The organism is Nocardia seriolae NBRC 15557 (assembly GCF_007990715.1).
Taxonomy (GTDB): Bacteria; Actinomycetota; Actinomycetes; order Mycobacteriales; family Mycobacteriaceae; genus Nocardia; species Nocardia seriolae.
On sequence record NZ_BJWY01000171.1, the window covers coordinates 1 to 13,194 of the forward strand.

The 13,194-nt window shown below is 66.9% G+C and carries 12 protein-coding genes; 2 read left to right on the forward strand and 10 right to left on the reverse strand.

Going from position 1 to position 13,194, the window contains the following annotated elements; genetic code table 11:
- Nucleotides 1-15: 15 nt before the first annotated feature.
- Complete coding sequence (locus NS2_RS32835; RefSeq protein ID WP_143837614.1) at nucleotides 16-474, forward strand: hypothetical protein; 459 nt, start codon at nucleotides 16-18, stop codon at nucleotides 472-474.
- Between the two features lie 19 nt (nucleotides 475-493).
- Here the strand turns inward: NS2_RS32835 and NS2_RS32840 are convergent, their stop codons facing one another.
- The 5 genes from NS2_RS32840 to NS2_RS32860 form a co-directional block, all read right to left on the reverse strand.
- Complete coding sequence (locus NS2_RS32840; protein WP_052087009.1) at nucleotides 494-4,570, reverse strand: TIGR02680 family protein; 4,077 nt, start codon at nucleotides 4,568-4,570, stop codon at nucleotides 494-496.
- Entirely contained in the window at nucleotides 4,567-5,874 is a 1,308-nt protein-coding gene (locus NS2_RS32845) for a TIGR02678 family protein (protein WP_081986358.1), read from the reverse strand. The genes NS2_RS32840 and NS2_RS32845 overlap by 4 nt, the downstream gene beginning before the upstream one ends.
- Complete coding sequence (locus NS2_RS32850; protein WP_033091173.1) at nucleotides 5,871-7,406, reverse strand: TIGR02677 family protein; 1,536 nt, start codon at nucleotides 7,404-7,406, stop codon at nucleotides 5,871-5,873. The genes NS2_RS32845 and NS2_RS32850 overlap by 4 nt, the downstream gene beginning before the upstream one ends.
- 63 nt (nucleotides 7,407-7,469) lie before the next feature.
- Nucleotides 7,470-8,693: a TIGR02679 family protein gene (locus tag NS2_RS32855; protein ID WP_147207401.1), complete on the reverse strand. Its 1,224-nt coding sequence runs from the start codon at nucleotides 8,691-8,693 to the stop codon at nucleotides 7,470-7,472.
- A 39-nt stretch (nucleotides 8,694-8,732) separates the two neighbouring features.
- The gene (locus tag NS2_RS32860) at nucleotides 8,733-9,296 is read right to left on the reverse strand and encodes a hypothetical protein (protein ID WP_033091171.1); all 564 of its coding nucleotides are present in this window, start codon (nucleotides 9,294-9,296) and stop codon (nucleotides 8,733-8,735) included.
- A 70-nt stretch (nucleotides 9,297-9,366) separates the two neighbouring features.
- Here NS2_RS32860 and NS2_RS32865 point away from each other — a divergent pair, with 70 nt between their 5' ends.
- Nucleotides 9,367-10,050, forward strand: coding sequence for a putative DNA-mimic protein (locus tag NS2_RS32865; RefSeq protein ID WP_197707906.1), 684 nt, complete (start codon nucleotides 9,367-9,369; stop codon nucleotides 10,048-10,050).
- Between the two features lie 30 nt (nucleotides 10,051-10,080).
- On the opposite strand, the gene NS2_RS32870 is transcribed toward NS2_RS32865, so the two are convergent.
- The 5 genes from NS2_RS32870 to NS2_RS38640 are packed head-to-tail and all read right to left on the reverse strand — an operon-like array spanning nucleotide 10,081 to nucleotide 13,098.
- Nucleotides 10,081-10,398 carry a YrhB domain-containing protein gene (locus tag NS2_RS32870; RefSeq protein WP_033091169.1) on the reverse strand — a complete coding sequence of 106 codons (318 nt, stop codon included), beginning with the start codon at nucleotides 10,396-10,398 and terminating at the stop codon, nucleotides 10,081-10,083.
- Between the two features lie 11 nt (nucleotides 10,399-10,409).
- Complete coding sequence (locus tag NS2_RS32875; protein ID WP_158660782.1) at nucleotides 10,410-11,894, reverse strand: toxin glutamine deamidase domain-containing protein; 1,485 nt, start codon at nucleotides 11,892-11,894, stop codon at nucleotides 10,410-10,412.
- Between the two features lie 28 nt (nucleotides 11,895-11,922).
- Nucleotides 11,923-12,225 carry a WXG100 family type VII secretion target gene (locus NS2_RS32880; RefSeq protein ID WP_033091167.1) on the reverse strand — a complete coding sequence of 101 codons (303 nt, stop codon included), beginning with the start codon at nucleotides 12,223-12,225 and terminating at the stop codon, nucleotides 11,923-11,925.
- Entirely contained in the window at nucleotides 12,222-12,494 is a 273-nt protein-coding gene (locus NS2_RS32885) for a WXG100 family type VII secretion target (RefSeq protein ID WP_081986356.1), read from the reverse strand. The genes NS2_RS32880 and NS2_RS32885 overlap by 4 nt, the downstream gene beginning before the upstream one ends.
- Complete coding sequence (locus NS2_RS38640; protein ID WP_081986354.1) at nucleotides 12,424-13,098, reverse strand: SUKH-3 domain-containing protein; 675 nt, start codon at nucleotides 13,096-13,098, stop codon at nucleotides 12,424-12,426. The genes NS2_RS32885 and NS2_RS38640 overlap by 71 nt, the downstream gene beginning before the upstream one ends.
- Nucleotides 13,099-13,194: the final 96 nt, after the last annotated feature.

Consider the following 13,194-nt stretch of genomic DNA (forward strand, 5'->3'; position numbering starts at 1 on the left):
GGACACTAGGCTGTTGTGGGGCGTCCAGTACGCCAGGGGCTATTCCGCGCATCCATCAGGATGCGCGGCTCTCCTCGGCTCAGATCCGCTCCGCCAGCAGATCCGAGACGAGAGCCGCTCGGTGACAGCGACTTCCCACAGCGCATCAAGTCCTCGGCCAATCTGGCCGCCAGTTGCTCGAAAGCGAATCCGGATGCGTGGCAGAACAACAACATTCCCGGTTTCAACGCACAGTCGATCGAGCATTTCCGGCTTTCCACCTGCGAGAACGGTGTGGACTATGACGCCCTGTCGGGCGACCGACCCGAGGACGGCATCGCCATCACATCCCACGACGCGACACGCACGGCGATTCTCACGATACCGTCCGCAGCGGGAAATGTGGGCCTGCCCACCAACAAGCCGATCCCCATACTGGAGGCGGACCCCGACCCGACATCGAGGTTCAAAGAGCTCACCTGGCCGGATCTCTGACGATCCAAGCGGTCCATCATCAATCCCCCGTCCGCAATTCCGCACCGTCCCATACGAACCGGGCCGTTGTGACCGCATCATCTCCATCGCCGGTGAGGATCTGGTGGATTCCGATGCCGCTGAGTTCCGCGTATGTGCACCACTCGTGGTCGGAGGTTAGGACCAGGTCTAGGTCCAGGGCGGAGAGGAGGGCGAAGATTTGGCCTCGGTTGGTGGTGTCTACGCCAACGAAGACCTCGTCGAGGAGGATGAGGCGGGCGGCGGTGGGGACCGATTGGTAGTGAGCGGCTACGGCGGCGAAGAGGGGGAGGTGTAAGGCGATGGCTTTTTCGCCGCCGGAGAGGGCGCCGTGGAGTTTCTTGGTGAGTAGCTGCCAGCCGTTGCCCTTGCCGCGGTCCACCTTGACCACGAAGCGATGCCAGGAGGTGTAGTCGAAGACCTGGGACAGTTGTTGCTCCCAGGTGGTGGCGGTGTCGTCGGCCTTGGCGGCCTCGATGCGGTCGCGGAGGAAGCGGTGCAGGGATTCGCGATCGGCGTCGGTAAGGCGGATCGGGTCCTTGAGGAGGAGTTCGCGGGCGGCGCGGGTGCCGGGTGGGAGGTCGGAGGCGATCTCCCAGACCAGGCGGACCGAGACGTCGGAGGCCGTACGGACCTGGGTCAGGCGGGAATTCATGGCGTCGACCAGGTCGTTGGCCTGACGAATGCGGGCGGCGAGGTGGCGGCGGGTGTCGCCGGTGAGGGTGCGGTCGAAGAGGCGGTGCTCGCCGTCGGTGATCTCCTGCTGGGCCTGGTCGGCCTCGGTGCGCAGGATGCGCAGCAGTTCGGCCGCGCCGATCCGGACGCCGTCGATGACGGCGGTGAGAATCTGTGCGCCGCCGTCGGTTTCGAGGTCCAGATCGGCGCGGGCGGCCAGGGCGGTGCGGCATTCGTGGACGGCGGCGGCCAGGCGGTTGAGGGCGTCGCCGATATTGTGCTCCGCGTGCGGGATCGACGGCCAGGCCGCGGCGACCAGGCGGGCCGCGTCGCGGGCGGCGCGCACGCCTTCCGAACCGGCCAGGGTGGCGCGGAAGGCTGCGAGGTCGGGGATCTCGCTGTCGGGAGCCAGCGTGCCCGCAGCAAGATGCCGGAAGCGGTGGGTCAGTTGGTCGCGGGAAATGGCGGTGGCATCGCGGGACTGGATGTCGGTCTCGTGTCTGCTCTTCAATTCTCCTCGCAGACCGGACAATTCGGTGAGCGAGCGTTGTTCGGCGGAGCGCTGGGTATCGAGTTCGGCGAGCCGGTCGCGCACCTCGCTCAAGCGGGTGAGGACCTGGCGGTAGTCCAGACCCACCGTCGCCTCGATCTCGGTGAGTTTGGCGGCCAGCGCGCGATGCTCGTCCTCGGCCGATATCGCCTGCGCCTGCCGCTGGTCGGACAACTCGGTCGAGCGTTCCAGCCGATCTGCCCGCTCGGCGGTGACATCCGTCAGCCCGCGCCAATCCCGGCAGGCGTCGAGCCAGGTCTCGGCCGCATTCTCGAAGGCGTCCAGAGCGGCGGAAATGCGTTGCAGAGCAGTCGAATCCGCTGGCAGGCCACTCTGTGCAGCCAACGCGGTCAACGCCAGCAACGCCGACCGCACCGCCTGCTCACAGGTGGCCACATCCGCGATCCGGTCGCGGACGACACCATCGGCCGCCCGCAGGTCCGATTCGGCCTCGGTGAGCGCCGACTGAGCGGCGAGCACGGCGTCGTGTGTGGGGCGAGCGGCGATCTCGGTGGCTACCGTGGCGCGGCGATCGGCCAGCCCGCGCAGCCGCTGGGCAAACGTCGCGAGGGTGCCATCCAGGGCCGTGATCGCGGCGTCCAGTTCCCCGATGCGGCGTTCCCGGACACGTTGCCGGGTGAGTGCGCCGACAAACATCGGCTGCGGCTTGATCCACGAACCGCTGAGACTGCCCATCCGCCAATGCCCGTCGGCGGCAACGACGGCCACCGACTCGGGCAGGCCGTCGGCCGCCACCGCCCCCTCGGGCAGCCCGTCACCGAAGGCGATGGCCGACAACAGCCGGTGCACCGGCTCGGGCGCGACCGGCGCGACCGGCACCGGCACCAAGACCTCGGTCAGCGATCGACCGGCGACGGGCGGCAGCGCCGATGGTGAGGCGAACACGTCGTGTCCGGTCACGGAGCCGTCGGCACCGATCCAGGCGTCGAGCAGACCCGACGCCTCCAGTGCCGCCTCCACGCCCGCGCGCGTGGAATCCGGTACCCCGGACAGGAAATCGACCAACCGCCACAGCGGCGCGCCGGTCATGACGGAGCGGTCGGCGGTGCGCCACGGCGGCGGCGTGGGCGGAATATCCTCTTCGCCACGCAGGCGCTCACGGTCGGCCACCAGCTCCGCGCGCTCGGCCCGCACGGCCCCGATCTCGGATTCGCAGCGCGTCTCCGAGCGGGTGATCTCGTCGCGCAGCACCGCCGCAGCGGCGTTCACCAGCTCCAGGACGGCCGGTTCCGATGGGGCGCGGGCGGTCAGCTGGTCGAGATCCTCGAGGCGGAGCACTGTGCATCGAGAGGCCCAGTGCTCCAGTCTGTTTCGCAGTTCCTCGAGCGCGTTGTCGCGCGCCGCGTGGGCCGTGGACCGGCTGTCGGCAGCCGTCGCGTAGACGGTCCGCGCCGCGTCGAGATCCCGCTCGGCTCGTCCGCGCGCCTCGACAGCCTGTTCATGGCGGCCCAGCACCCGCTCGACCTCGTCGATCTGGCTGCGTCTGCCCTTCACCGCACCGCGCAACAGTGCCCGCACATGCGCCGACTCCACCGTATCGGCAAGTTCGGCGAATACGCCGGGCATTCCCGCACGCACGGCCGCTTGTTCGGCGTCGGAAGCGCATTCGGTCACCGCCCGCTGCTGTGCGTCGGCCGCCTCGACGGCTTCCCGATGTCGTTGGGTGTCGAGTGCGGCGTCCGCCAGACTCCGGTCGGCGAGTGCGCGCGACTCCTCGGCGCGCCGTTCCGCTAGCACCGTGTTCCCCCGCAGGGTGTCGAGTTCGCGCCCTTGCTTGTAGGCATCCGATTCCAGCAGCCCGTCCCGGCGCGCCTCGGCGTCCCGGTATTCGCGCCGCAGCGATTCCAGACATACCGCTGCGGCGGCGATATCCGACTCCGCTCGCGCGAACGCCTCCGCCGACTGCTTGGCTGTCGCCGAGAGCTTGTCCAGTTCGCTGGTCGTGGTGAGCAGCGCCGCCGCGCTCGACCGCAGCACGCGCTGGGCGTAGGCACGCTGCTGGCGGGCCAGCGCCTTGGTCGCCTGCACCTCGGCCTCTGCGCGGGCCAGCCGTTCGCGCTGAGCGTCCAGTCGCTCGAAACCCTCTGCCAAATCGGCGATCTCATCCTGATCGAGCGGCGGCAAAGCCTTCGACAGCAGCGTCGACAGCAGCGCGGGGTCCAGTCGCTGGGACAGCTTGGGGGTGCGCAATTGCAGCAGGGCCATGATCAGGGCGTCATAGCGCTGTTCGGTCATCGCGGGGAATAGCGTCGTACGCACAGCGTCGCGGTAATCGCTCGCATTGTCGTAGACGGTGCCGTGATCGCCCAGCAGCTGTTCGAGGGCCGCGCGGGTCAGCGGCCTGCCCTCGGCGGTCAGTGCAGCGAAACCTGTTCCTGTGCTACCGGATTCACTCGCGATATGCAGATCGGTGGTGAAATAGTCGGGATGCACGGTGCTGGTGTGGGCGCTCGCCTGCAAGCGCGCACCACAGGTGAACCACTGCCCGGGCGCACCACGGACGCCGAACTCGAGCCACACGTAGCCGACGCGAGTGACTCCGGAAGCACCCTCCCCCATCATGTTCCAGTGCATGGTCCGCTCGCCGGTGCCGAAGGTGGACAGCCGGTTGGCACGCAGGCTGGCGTCGAACAGGAACGGCAGCAACAACTCCAGGGCCTTCGACTTGCCACTGCCGTTCGGGCCGCGCAGCAGCAGGCGGCCGTCGTGGAATTCGAAGACCTCGTCGTAATAGCGCCAGACATTCAGGATTCCCGCCCGGACCGGAATCCAGCGCGAGTTGCGGCCGTCGACGAGATCTACTGCGGTGACCGGCAATTCAGTGATCGTCATTCGAAGGACCGCCCTTCCGTCGAGAGTTGACCTGCCGCCTCGGGTAGGCCCGCCGGCTCCAGTTGGCCCAGAGGTTCCGAACCCGTCGTGCGGATCTCCCGCACCCGGTAGCGAGCCGCCGCCGCAAGCGGCACGTCCAGCCCGGACCGCGTCACCCGGACCAGCCGGAACGACGCCAGCACGGCGAGGGCGTCGTCCACCAGCTCCCGCACTCCGTCCGCGCCCCGATAGCCTCGTGCCCAGCGCGGAAACCGTTCCAAGAGCGCGGAACCACTGCGCAGCAACTGTTCTCGCGTGGTCGGCCCGGGCAGCTCGTCGAGCAGCAGAAGCGCCGCAACCTTGGCGGTGGCGGCGTCGTCGGGGAAGCGGCCGTCGGTGGCGATGCCGTCCGGGTCCACCAGCAGGACGCCCTCGGCGCGCTCCTCGAGGACGAATCCGCCCTGTTCGGCGGCCCGTCGCAACAGCTGACGACCCGTCGGCGACGCCAGATAGGCGCGCTCGTCGGCACTCAGCTCGTCGAAATACAGCACCGGGTCGTCGGCCAGCCGGCGGAATATCGAATGCCGCAACCACAGATTCCGTTGTGTCGGTGAGGATCCTGAAGTTTCATCGTCACGGCTCGCGACGGGACCGTAGCGCCGCTCGCGCGACAGCTCGGTCAGCAGCTCGTCGAATCGCAAGGGCACCTCCTCCACCGGGACCCCCAGATGAGAGGGCCCGATAGGCAAGGCGAGCAGGCGCAGCAACAGCATGGTGTCCACGCGGAAAAGCACCTTTGCTTCGGAGGACTCAACAAAGGACTCGGCGCTGCCGTCCACCGCGTCGAGCACTCCGAACGACTCCAGAAGCCGCACCGCATCCACGAACGCCATCCGTTCGGCCCGGCTCGCGGTGTCGAAGGCGGGTAGCACCGGATCCGCGGCGGTCGCGGTCCGCACCCGGTCGGCCAGCAGGCCGATCGTGGTGACCGGAGCGGCGAACAGTTCGGCGGCCACCACGCAGCACAGCGCGTATCGTCGGCGGTCGAAAGGCGCACGGCCGGAACGTAATCGGCGCGCGGGCCGGGTGCCATCGGCGATCCGCACCTTCACCAGGCGTGCGTACCCCAGCCTCGGCTCGACGATCAGGGTCCAGCCACAGTAGTAGTCGAACCATTTCGCGATCGGATCCCGGCGACGGCGGATCAGGTCGAAGGCATCCGGCGCGCCCCGCTCGGTGATCAGCGGTTCCGCCAGCAGCCTGCGCACGCCGCGGGAGACCTCGTCCCGCTCGGCGATCACCAGCTGATTCGCCAGCTCGCTCATGCCGGCCTCCCGGTTCGTCCGGTGTTCCGCCGGCCCCGCGCCGTGATCTCGAGGACGTAGTCGGGCCCGTGGAACACTCCGCGCGGCGTCGTCAATCGCGCCTGTGCCCGATCCCGCGGCGGGCGCAGCACGATCTCGACCCGACCATCGGCGGTGCTGCCACGACGCACCCCGTCGGTACCGGCGGCCGCGCCCAGAACCCGGCCCAGCAGATCCAGCAACCGTTCGAACACCTCGTGATCGAGCCGTCCGAACGCCGACAATCGCACCGCGCCACCGGTATCGAGCATGTCCCAGGCCGCTTCCAGCTCGGCGCGCTCCCGGGCCGCCGACTCGGCGCGGCGAGCCTTGACCACGGCCACGTCGCGCACTTTCCCGGCGCGGCTGAAACGTTCGGTCCGCCCGGAGGATCGCAGCAACGCCGACACATCCACCGGCGGCGCCTCCGACCAGCCGGCCGTGGGGCTGACCAGCTCCGGGTCCGGATGCACCAGGTGCGCGTGCCGGGCCGACCCCAGTCCGAAGGCCGTGGACCACAGGCGGTGCAGCGCATCGGAATCCGGTAATACCGTGAACCATCGGGCCAGCTCGCGAAAGTCGGCGACGGCGCTGCTGGAACGCCGCCGGGACGCGGTGATCCGGTCCAGCACCTGCAGCAGGGATACGATCGCCTTGCGACCCACCAGATTCAGCTGTTCGATGCGAGGTGCCGAACCGTCCGCGGGAAGGAACCAGGCGCGCAGGCCGTCCCAGCGAGCCCGCCGATGCTTCAGCCATTCGATTCCCGGATCCGCGCCGGGCAATTGCGGTAGCTCCGCGCCCGCCAGCGCGCGCCGATGCAGCCGGGCCACACCGTAGTCCTCGATACGGGCAATCCGTTCGGCCACCACGTGCGCCCGATGCTCCAGATCGGTCAGGAACTCCTGCAGGTAGGCGACCGTCGCCGCTTTGACCTCACCGAACACCGCCAGGTCCACCCCGTCGGCGCGCAGCAGCCGCTGCAACTCGCCATTGAACTGTTTGGTGTTGGCGCGCAACGCCTCCAGATGCGACTCCAGTTCCGACAGCAGGGTGTACACCCGGCGGTCGGTGCCGGAATTCAATTCCCGCAGCAGATCACCGAGCCGATCGGCGATGGCGTCGAGCACCGCGGTCTGCAGGGCTCCGGTGGAGGCGAGCAGCGCCATGGCGTGCACGACACCGGCGAAGGCGGCCTCACCCTGGCGGGTCAGCGAGTACTGCAGATTGCGGCGCTCGTATTCGGCAGCGGTGCGGTAGTTCTCGGAGTGGTTCTGAATCATGTCGAGCAGATTCCAAGCGCGCAGCTGATCGAGTGCCGCGCTGAGATCCTCGTCCTCGAGTGACTCCAGCCAGCCCACCGAGCGCAACCCGACACGCACATCATCGAGTCCCAGCGCGGTCTCCATGCGCTCGTTCGCCTCGGCGAAGGCGTGCAGCACCTCGGCGTAGAGCCCGGCCCGCTCCCCGCTGGTGAAGCGGAACATCTCAGGCGGAACGCGAATCGGGTCCATGATCGTCCCTCCCCACGACAATGCTTTTCGGCCGCCCAGAGTAGTCGCGGGCACCGACATCCGTCAGTCCCGCGCCACCGTCCGCGCCAGTTCATCCAGCAACCCGGGCGCCACCCGCTCCTCGGGCACCGACTTTCCCGTCGCCAGCAGATGCCCCGAAAGCTCCGGATCCCACGGCACCGGGCTGACCCGGCCCACCGGCGGGGCATCGCCGCCGACGGTCGCCAAGTAGGCCGCACTGTTCATCCGCCACGGTATCGCGCCCACCCGCGCCACCACATGCGCGGCGATCCGCAATCCCTCGCCGTCGAAATCTCCGTGGTAGTGCAACTCTGCTCCCGCGGCGGCCAATTGCCGCAGCAGCGAAACCGCCGCACCGCGCGGCCAACCCGACGTGCACACCAGCGGCGGACAGCGGTCACCGAAACGAGTCAGCGCCAGCGCGAGCACACTCGGGTTCTCCACCACCCACACTCTCGGCGGCACATGTTCCAGCCGTTGCGAGGCACGCACCTGCTGCAACGTCAGCGACGCCGCGACACCCGTCTCGGCGCACACGTTCAGCACCCGCGCGGCCACACCGTGACCCCCGACCGCCAACCCGGCAACCAGCACCGACGAGGACAACTCGTCGTCGGTGAGCCCCGCCCGATCCCAGAGCAGGCGCACCTGCGCGCGATTCGACGGAGGATCTATCCCGTACACCGCGGCCAGCGCTCGGACCACGAGACCGTGCAGCCGACGATCCTCGTCCAGCGCATGCGGATCGCCGAGCACCGCATCGGCGAACACCGGCAACGGCGTTCCAGCACTGGGCAGTTCACGCAACACCGTCAGCACTCGCTCCAGCTCGATCCGGGTGCGCGCGACCGAACCGCCGAAGACGCCCGTACGGCGTGTGGCCCGCGCCCACTCCCCCAGCGTCGGCTGCCCGCGGACCCCTTCATGCTCGAGCAGCCACTCCCACAACTCTTTACGATCAGCGTCGGCGTGCCGAATATCGGATCCACGATCACCGATCGGACCGAGGAGCCGCTCGAGCACCTCCCGCAGCGACATGCCCGTCACCTCTCGGACCACCGATTCGACCTCGGTCACCGCGATTCGCAGGTGCTCGCCCGGCAACCGCGACATCCCGAAGAAATCCGCGATCGCTGCCCGCTGCGCCGAGTCCAACGGTCCCACAACGACCTTCACCACCGGACGGCCGACCGTCCTCCGGCGATGCAGCTCGCGCCACAGCGGCGCCAGGTCCGCGGGCAGGCTCGACAGCAGATGATCCGTCATCCGGCCCACCCTAACGATGCACGGCAGATGGCCCCGGCGTCAGGGTTCGCCGACCTGCCGCAGGAACCGGATCAAGTCGTCGGTGGTGTAGCCCAGGGCGCGTGCGCGCTCAGCCGACATCAGGAGCAATTGGGCCAGAATCTTCGCTCCCCAACCGTCCTTACCGTCCGAGGACCACTCCTCGACTTTCTCCACTCCGACGTCCGCGAACAAGTGCCCGTACGTTTCACGGACTTCGGCGCAGGTGGAGGAGACGGCGTCGAGGAGATCGGTGCCGGGACGGACGCATTCCAGGCCGAAGGAGTAGACGAAGTCGCCAATGATGCAGCCCTGGGGCGGATTCGCTTTGATCGCGTCGTAGCGCGGGTCGTCGGGGCGGGCGTCGCCCGCGCTGAGCCAGGTGTCGAGCAGGACGAAGCGGTGGTGGCCTGGTGGTGGAGGAGGCGGAGGACGGTAGGGCTCGAGGCCGAAGGCTTCTTGCACCTGAGCTGCCGCCTCGTCCCGCGAATCATGGTAGATCACAACGGATTTCTCGCCGTCAGTCCCAATGACGATCCACTGATCGCTCTCGGGATCCCGGTCGTAGGAGAACGTGATACCCATGTCCGCTATTCGAAGCGGATCACTCCGCGGATCAGCGGGTTCCGACCGTTACCGCTGCTCGGCCGAGAACGTGTCGTACCCGGCGGCTAGCCTCCGTCGCATGGGTCTGTCCGTGTCAACACACACTCTCGCCGACATCGTGGAAGAAGATGACGATCCCGAATATCGGGCGGGGATCAACGAAGAGCTTCGTGTCATCAATGATCTCCTCGCTGCCGAGGGACTGCCGCCGCATCGTGAACCGACGACTCGCGGGCTGGTGTCGGAACGGCCTGTCGTGCAGAGCATTCCGTACGGGTTCCTCCACTACCTCCGGCGCGCGTATGCCCGAGCCGTCGAGAACCCCGGGGAGCCGCTGACACCCGTCGCGGACGGCGACAACCCCGCCTGCGACCCTGCCGTCGAACACCTCGCCTACCTCTTCGAATCACATCTCCTGTGCCACTCGGATTGCGAAGGGTATTACGTTCCGGTCGATTTCGAGAACATCCCGTTCGCGGAGAGCGAGCACGCCGTAGCCGGTGGATTGGTCGGGTCCAGCTTCGCTCTGCTCCGCGAACTCGTCTACGTCGCGCCGTATCTCGGCATCGAATTGGACGGCGGAGAGCTATCCGATGCCGAGCTCGAGCGAACCATCTCCGACGTCGACGCCGAGGACGTCAACCCCTTCTACCGCGAACGCGAGACCTGGCTCCTGCTGTTCGAGACCGCCCGCGTCTCGATCGCGAACAAAACCCTAATCACCTTCAGCTGACCCGCAACGGGAGTCGCAAGCGCCCGAAAGTTAGATCGAAGCGCTCGGTCCGTCAGCCTTTGGACCGATCCCATGATCCTGGGCATACTGTTCGAGTTGCTGCGCGAAGGATGGGGCGCTGGAGAGCATCCAGACATCGCCGGTGGATTTCACTACCACGATGGGGCCGGTGCCGGGGCCCATTGAATCCGTGAGGTTCCGGGTTTCGAGGTAGCGCTGGGTGTTCCAGCCAAAGGTGAGGCACCAGCCGTAGTCCTTCGAGGTGGGATACAAGGACAAGGGGCGGTCTTCGGAGGAAAAGTGCTCGAGGTACTGGGCTGCCAAGGCGCGGGCCTGGGGTTCGTCCATGTGGGGATCCTTCAGTTCGTTCGGAGGAATTCGAAGCCGCTGTAATCCTGGAGGTTGGCCCAGGTTCCGGTTTGGCCGTCTACGTAGAAGATCTTGCCGTCTCGGTTGATCACGTCGAAAACGTGGCCTGAATCGTACAGGCCGTTCTCGTCGAGCCAGGCGCCATGGACTATGCCGCGCGAGCCGGGGCCGGCGTCGAGCAGTTGTTGCTCGATCTCCTTGTAGCCAGAGACCTGGTGGAAGGAGTTTCCGTTGCCGACGGAGTTCAGGACATCGTCAGGCCAGGTGAAGTCGTAGGCCGACTGGTCCGAACGGCGGACCGCGGTGACCTCGTTACCGGCGAGGCGCTCTTCGACCGAGACGACACAGGATTGGCAGTTGTTACGGAAGCCCCACTCGCCGGTTTTGTACATCGGATTGATGTTGGCCAACTCGGGGAAGAACTTGTCGAACAGGGCTTTATCGGCATTGGCGCTCGAAATTGCCACACCCTCAGGAAGTTTCGCCAATTCAGCCTGACCGGCGGGTGAGAAGGCACCTCGGCGAAGGCTCTTCGCCTCGAGAACAGCCGCGCGGGACTTGCTCAGGTCGCGCACGACTACCTGGGATTCCCGCAAGCGTTTGGCTGCGCTCCAGGTCTTGACCGCCTCGGCGACGCGAACCCCGAACGTGGCGACGATGCCTTCCGTTGCCACCGTTCCGACGAAAGCGCTGGCACCGAAGGTCAGGAAAGACGTTGCGACAGTCAGCAACATGTCGGCGCCCAGGGCCAGGACGAGTTCCTTCAAGATGTCGGTGAGGATCTTGTGGCGGAGGTCGTCGAGGGCGGATTTCTGGTTGGCGCAAAAGGTGGAGAGGTCGCCACAGGCGCCGAGGACGTCGTCGACGGCGACCTGCAGGTCGAGGAGCTTTTGGGAGAGCCGTTGGGCGTCCTCGGAATCGTTGCGTTGGTGGACTCCCGCGGCGTTCTTCAGGACCGAGGACAGGTTGGCGGAATGGGCTGTGTGCAGACGGTTCCAGGCGTCGGCGGAGGTTTGCAGTTTGCCGGTGTCGCCGTCGGGGACCGGGAGGCCCACCTTGTCGGCGAGGCGGATGAGGGACTTGGCGTCGTCACGGAGACCGTCGCTTGGACCGCCCGCAGAGGGCGGGCTGCCATAGATTCGGCATGACGGAGTTGGGACGGGTGGCATTGCCGTCGGAGCACCCGCGTGATCGACGATGCTGCTGTACTCGGCCAGATAGTGGTTATAGCCGGCCTGGACGATGACTCCGCCCAGTTGTTCCAGTGCTTCGCCGAGGTTGGAGACCATTCCGAGAAGTTCGGTCACCCGTTGGTCGTAGGCCTTGCCCCAGGCGACGCCGGCCTCGTCGACACCTGCCATGCCGCTGCAGTCCGCGAGTGTCCTGGTTTCGGTGAGAAAGGCTGTCTGAAGAGCGTCTTCGAGGCCGAAGCAGGCGCGGCCGACGGCGTAGTAGGAGCCGAAGTCGATGTTCACCATGGCGATCGTCGGCCCTCGATACGGTTCAACAGCCGAGCATTCTGAGATTCGCAGCCAGGGCACCGCTGTAGTTGCCGTGCGCGATCTTTGCGGCGGATTCCAGCGCGGCGATGCCCTCACGCACTTCGGTCGCCCCTGCGAGCCATTCGGTATGGGCGGCCTCGTAGGCCGCGGCCGCTTCGCTCGACCAGGACACCGACAGCACCTTGGCCTTGTTGTCGAGGGCTGACAACGAGTCCTCGACGAAAATCTTGAAGGCCCGAATGCGAGCTGTGACTTCGTCGAGGTGATCGAGGTCTACCTTGTATCCCTGACCGGGGACAGTCATGGCAACTCCAGAGAGCTCACCGCGGCACCGAACTCGGTATCGATTGAGCGGTACGTTTCGGCGGTGATGCCCAGCTTCGCGGCGAGATCGAAGAGTGCATCCCAGACCTCCGTGGCACCGTGATGCATCTCGTTCCAGCCGGTTTCGTAGGACGTGGCCGCAGCACCGGACCAGGTGGACTTCAGACCCTGGACTTCCTTATCGACTGTTCGAACCTGAACGCAGCTCCGAGGCCGCTCGATAGGCAAGGCGGCCGAAAGCCTGGACATCGTCCGGTATCACCTCGAGCCGCCCTGCGGCGTTGTCGGACCCAGTGGTCACAGCATCCTCCCTTCCGCGGAGGATCGTACGGCATCCGATCAGCAAACCTGGAGGGAGTTGGAGCTCTGCACCACCGGGGTGGGGCGGTTGTAGGAGAGGAGGAGGTCTGGGGTGCGGTGGCGGCGGATGAGGAGGTCGAGGGCTTGGGGGAAGGTGGGGGCCAGGTGGTGGAGGGCGAGGATGCCGTCGGAGACGATTCGGCCGTCGTCGAGGATCCGGAGGAAGGTGGTGCCGCTGGCGTTGGCGGCGAGGGGGGGTCATGTGGTGGCCGAGGGTTGATTCGAAGTCGGCGTAGCGGTCGTACATGCCGTTGGCTACGTCGATGGGGTCGAAGAAGATCGGTTCGGCGGGCCAGAGGGCGGCTGGGCGCTCTGGAGGATGGATTGCGAGGTTGCCGAAGGATTCGAGAATGGCGGCGGCGCGGGGGGAGACGTGGAAGCCCTCGGCTTCCAGGCGGTCGATCCAGTCGGTGATGTCGACTCGGCGGGATGGGGTCCAGCCTGCGGCCGTGAGTGTTTGTGCGGTAATGGGATTCGGCCAGAAGAAGCGCATAGAGGGTATTCGCTGCCGAATAGCTGTGGGCACGTATCGATTTGGTTGAAATACCCCTGGATACGCAGAAACCCCCTGACCGAAGTCAGGGGGTTT

Excerpts from the sequence above, each read along its gene's own strand:
- NS2_RS32840 (WP_052087009.1), bottom strand. The coding sequence starts at position 4,570 with ATGACGATCACTGAATTGCCGGTCACCGCAGTAGATCTCGTCGACGGC.
- NS2_RS32845 (WP_081986358.1), bottom strand. The coding sequence starts at position 5,874 with ATGAGCGAGCTGGCGAATCAGCTGGTGATCGCCGAGCGGGACGAGGTC.
- NS2_RS32850 (WP_033091173.1), bottom strand. The coding sequence starts at position 7,406 with ATGGACCCGATTCGCGTTCCGCCTGAGATGTTCCGCTTCACCAGCGGG.
- NS2_RS32855 (WP_147207401.1), bottom strand. The coding sequence starts at position 8,693 with ATGACGGATCATCTGCTGTCGAGCCTGCCCGCGGACCTGGCGCCGCTG.
- NS2_RS32860 (WP_033091171.1), bottom strand. The coding sequence starts at position 9,296 with ATGGGTATCACGTTCTCCTACGACCGGGATCCCGAGAGCGATCAGTGG.
- NS2_RS32870 (WP_033091169.1), bottom strand. The coding sequence starts at position 10,398 with ATGGACGAACCCCAGGCCCGCGCCTTGGCAGCCCAGTACCTCGAGCAC.
- NS2_RS32880 (WP_033091167.1), bottom strand. The coding sequence starts at position 12,225 with ATGACTGTCCCCGGTCAGGGATACAAGGTAGACCTCGATCACCTCGAC.
- NS2_RS32885 (WP_081986356.1), bottom strand. The coding sequence starts at position 12,494 with ATGTCCAGGCTTTCGGCCGCCTTGCCTATCGAGCGGCCTCGGAGCTGC.
- NS2_RS38640 (WP_081986354.1), bottom strand. The coding sequence starts at position 13,098 with ATGCGCTTCTTCTGGCCGAATCCCATTACCGCACAAACACTCACGGCC.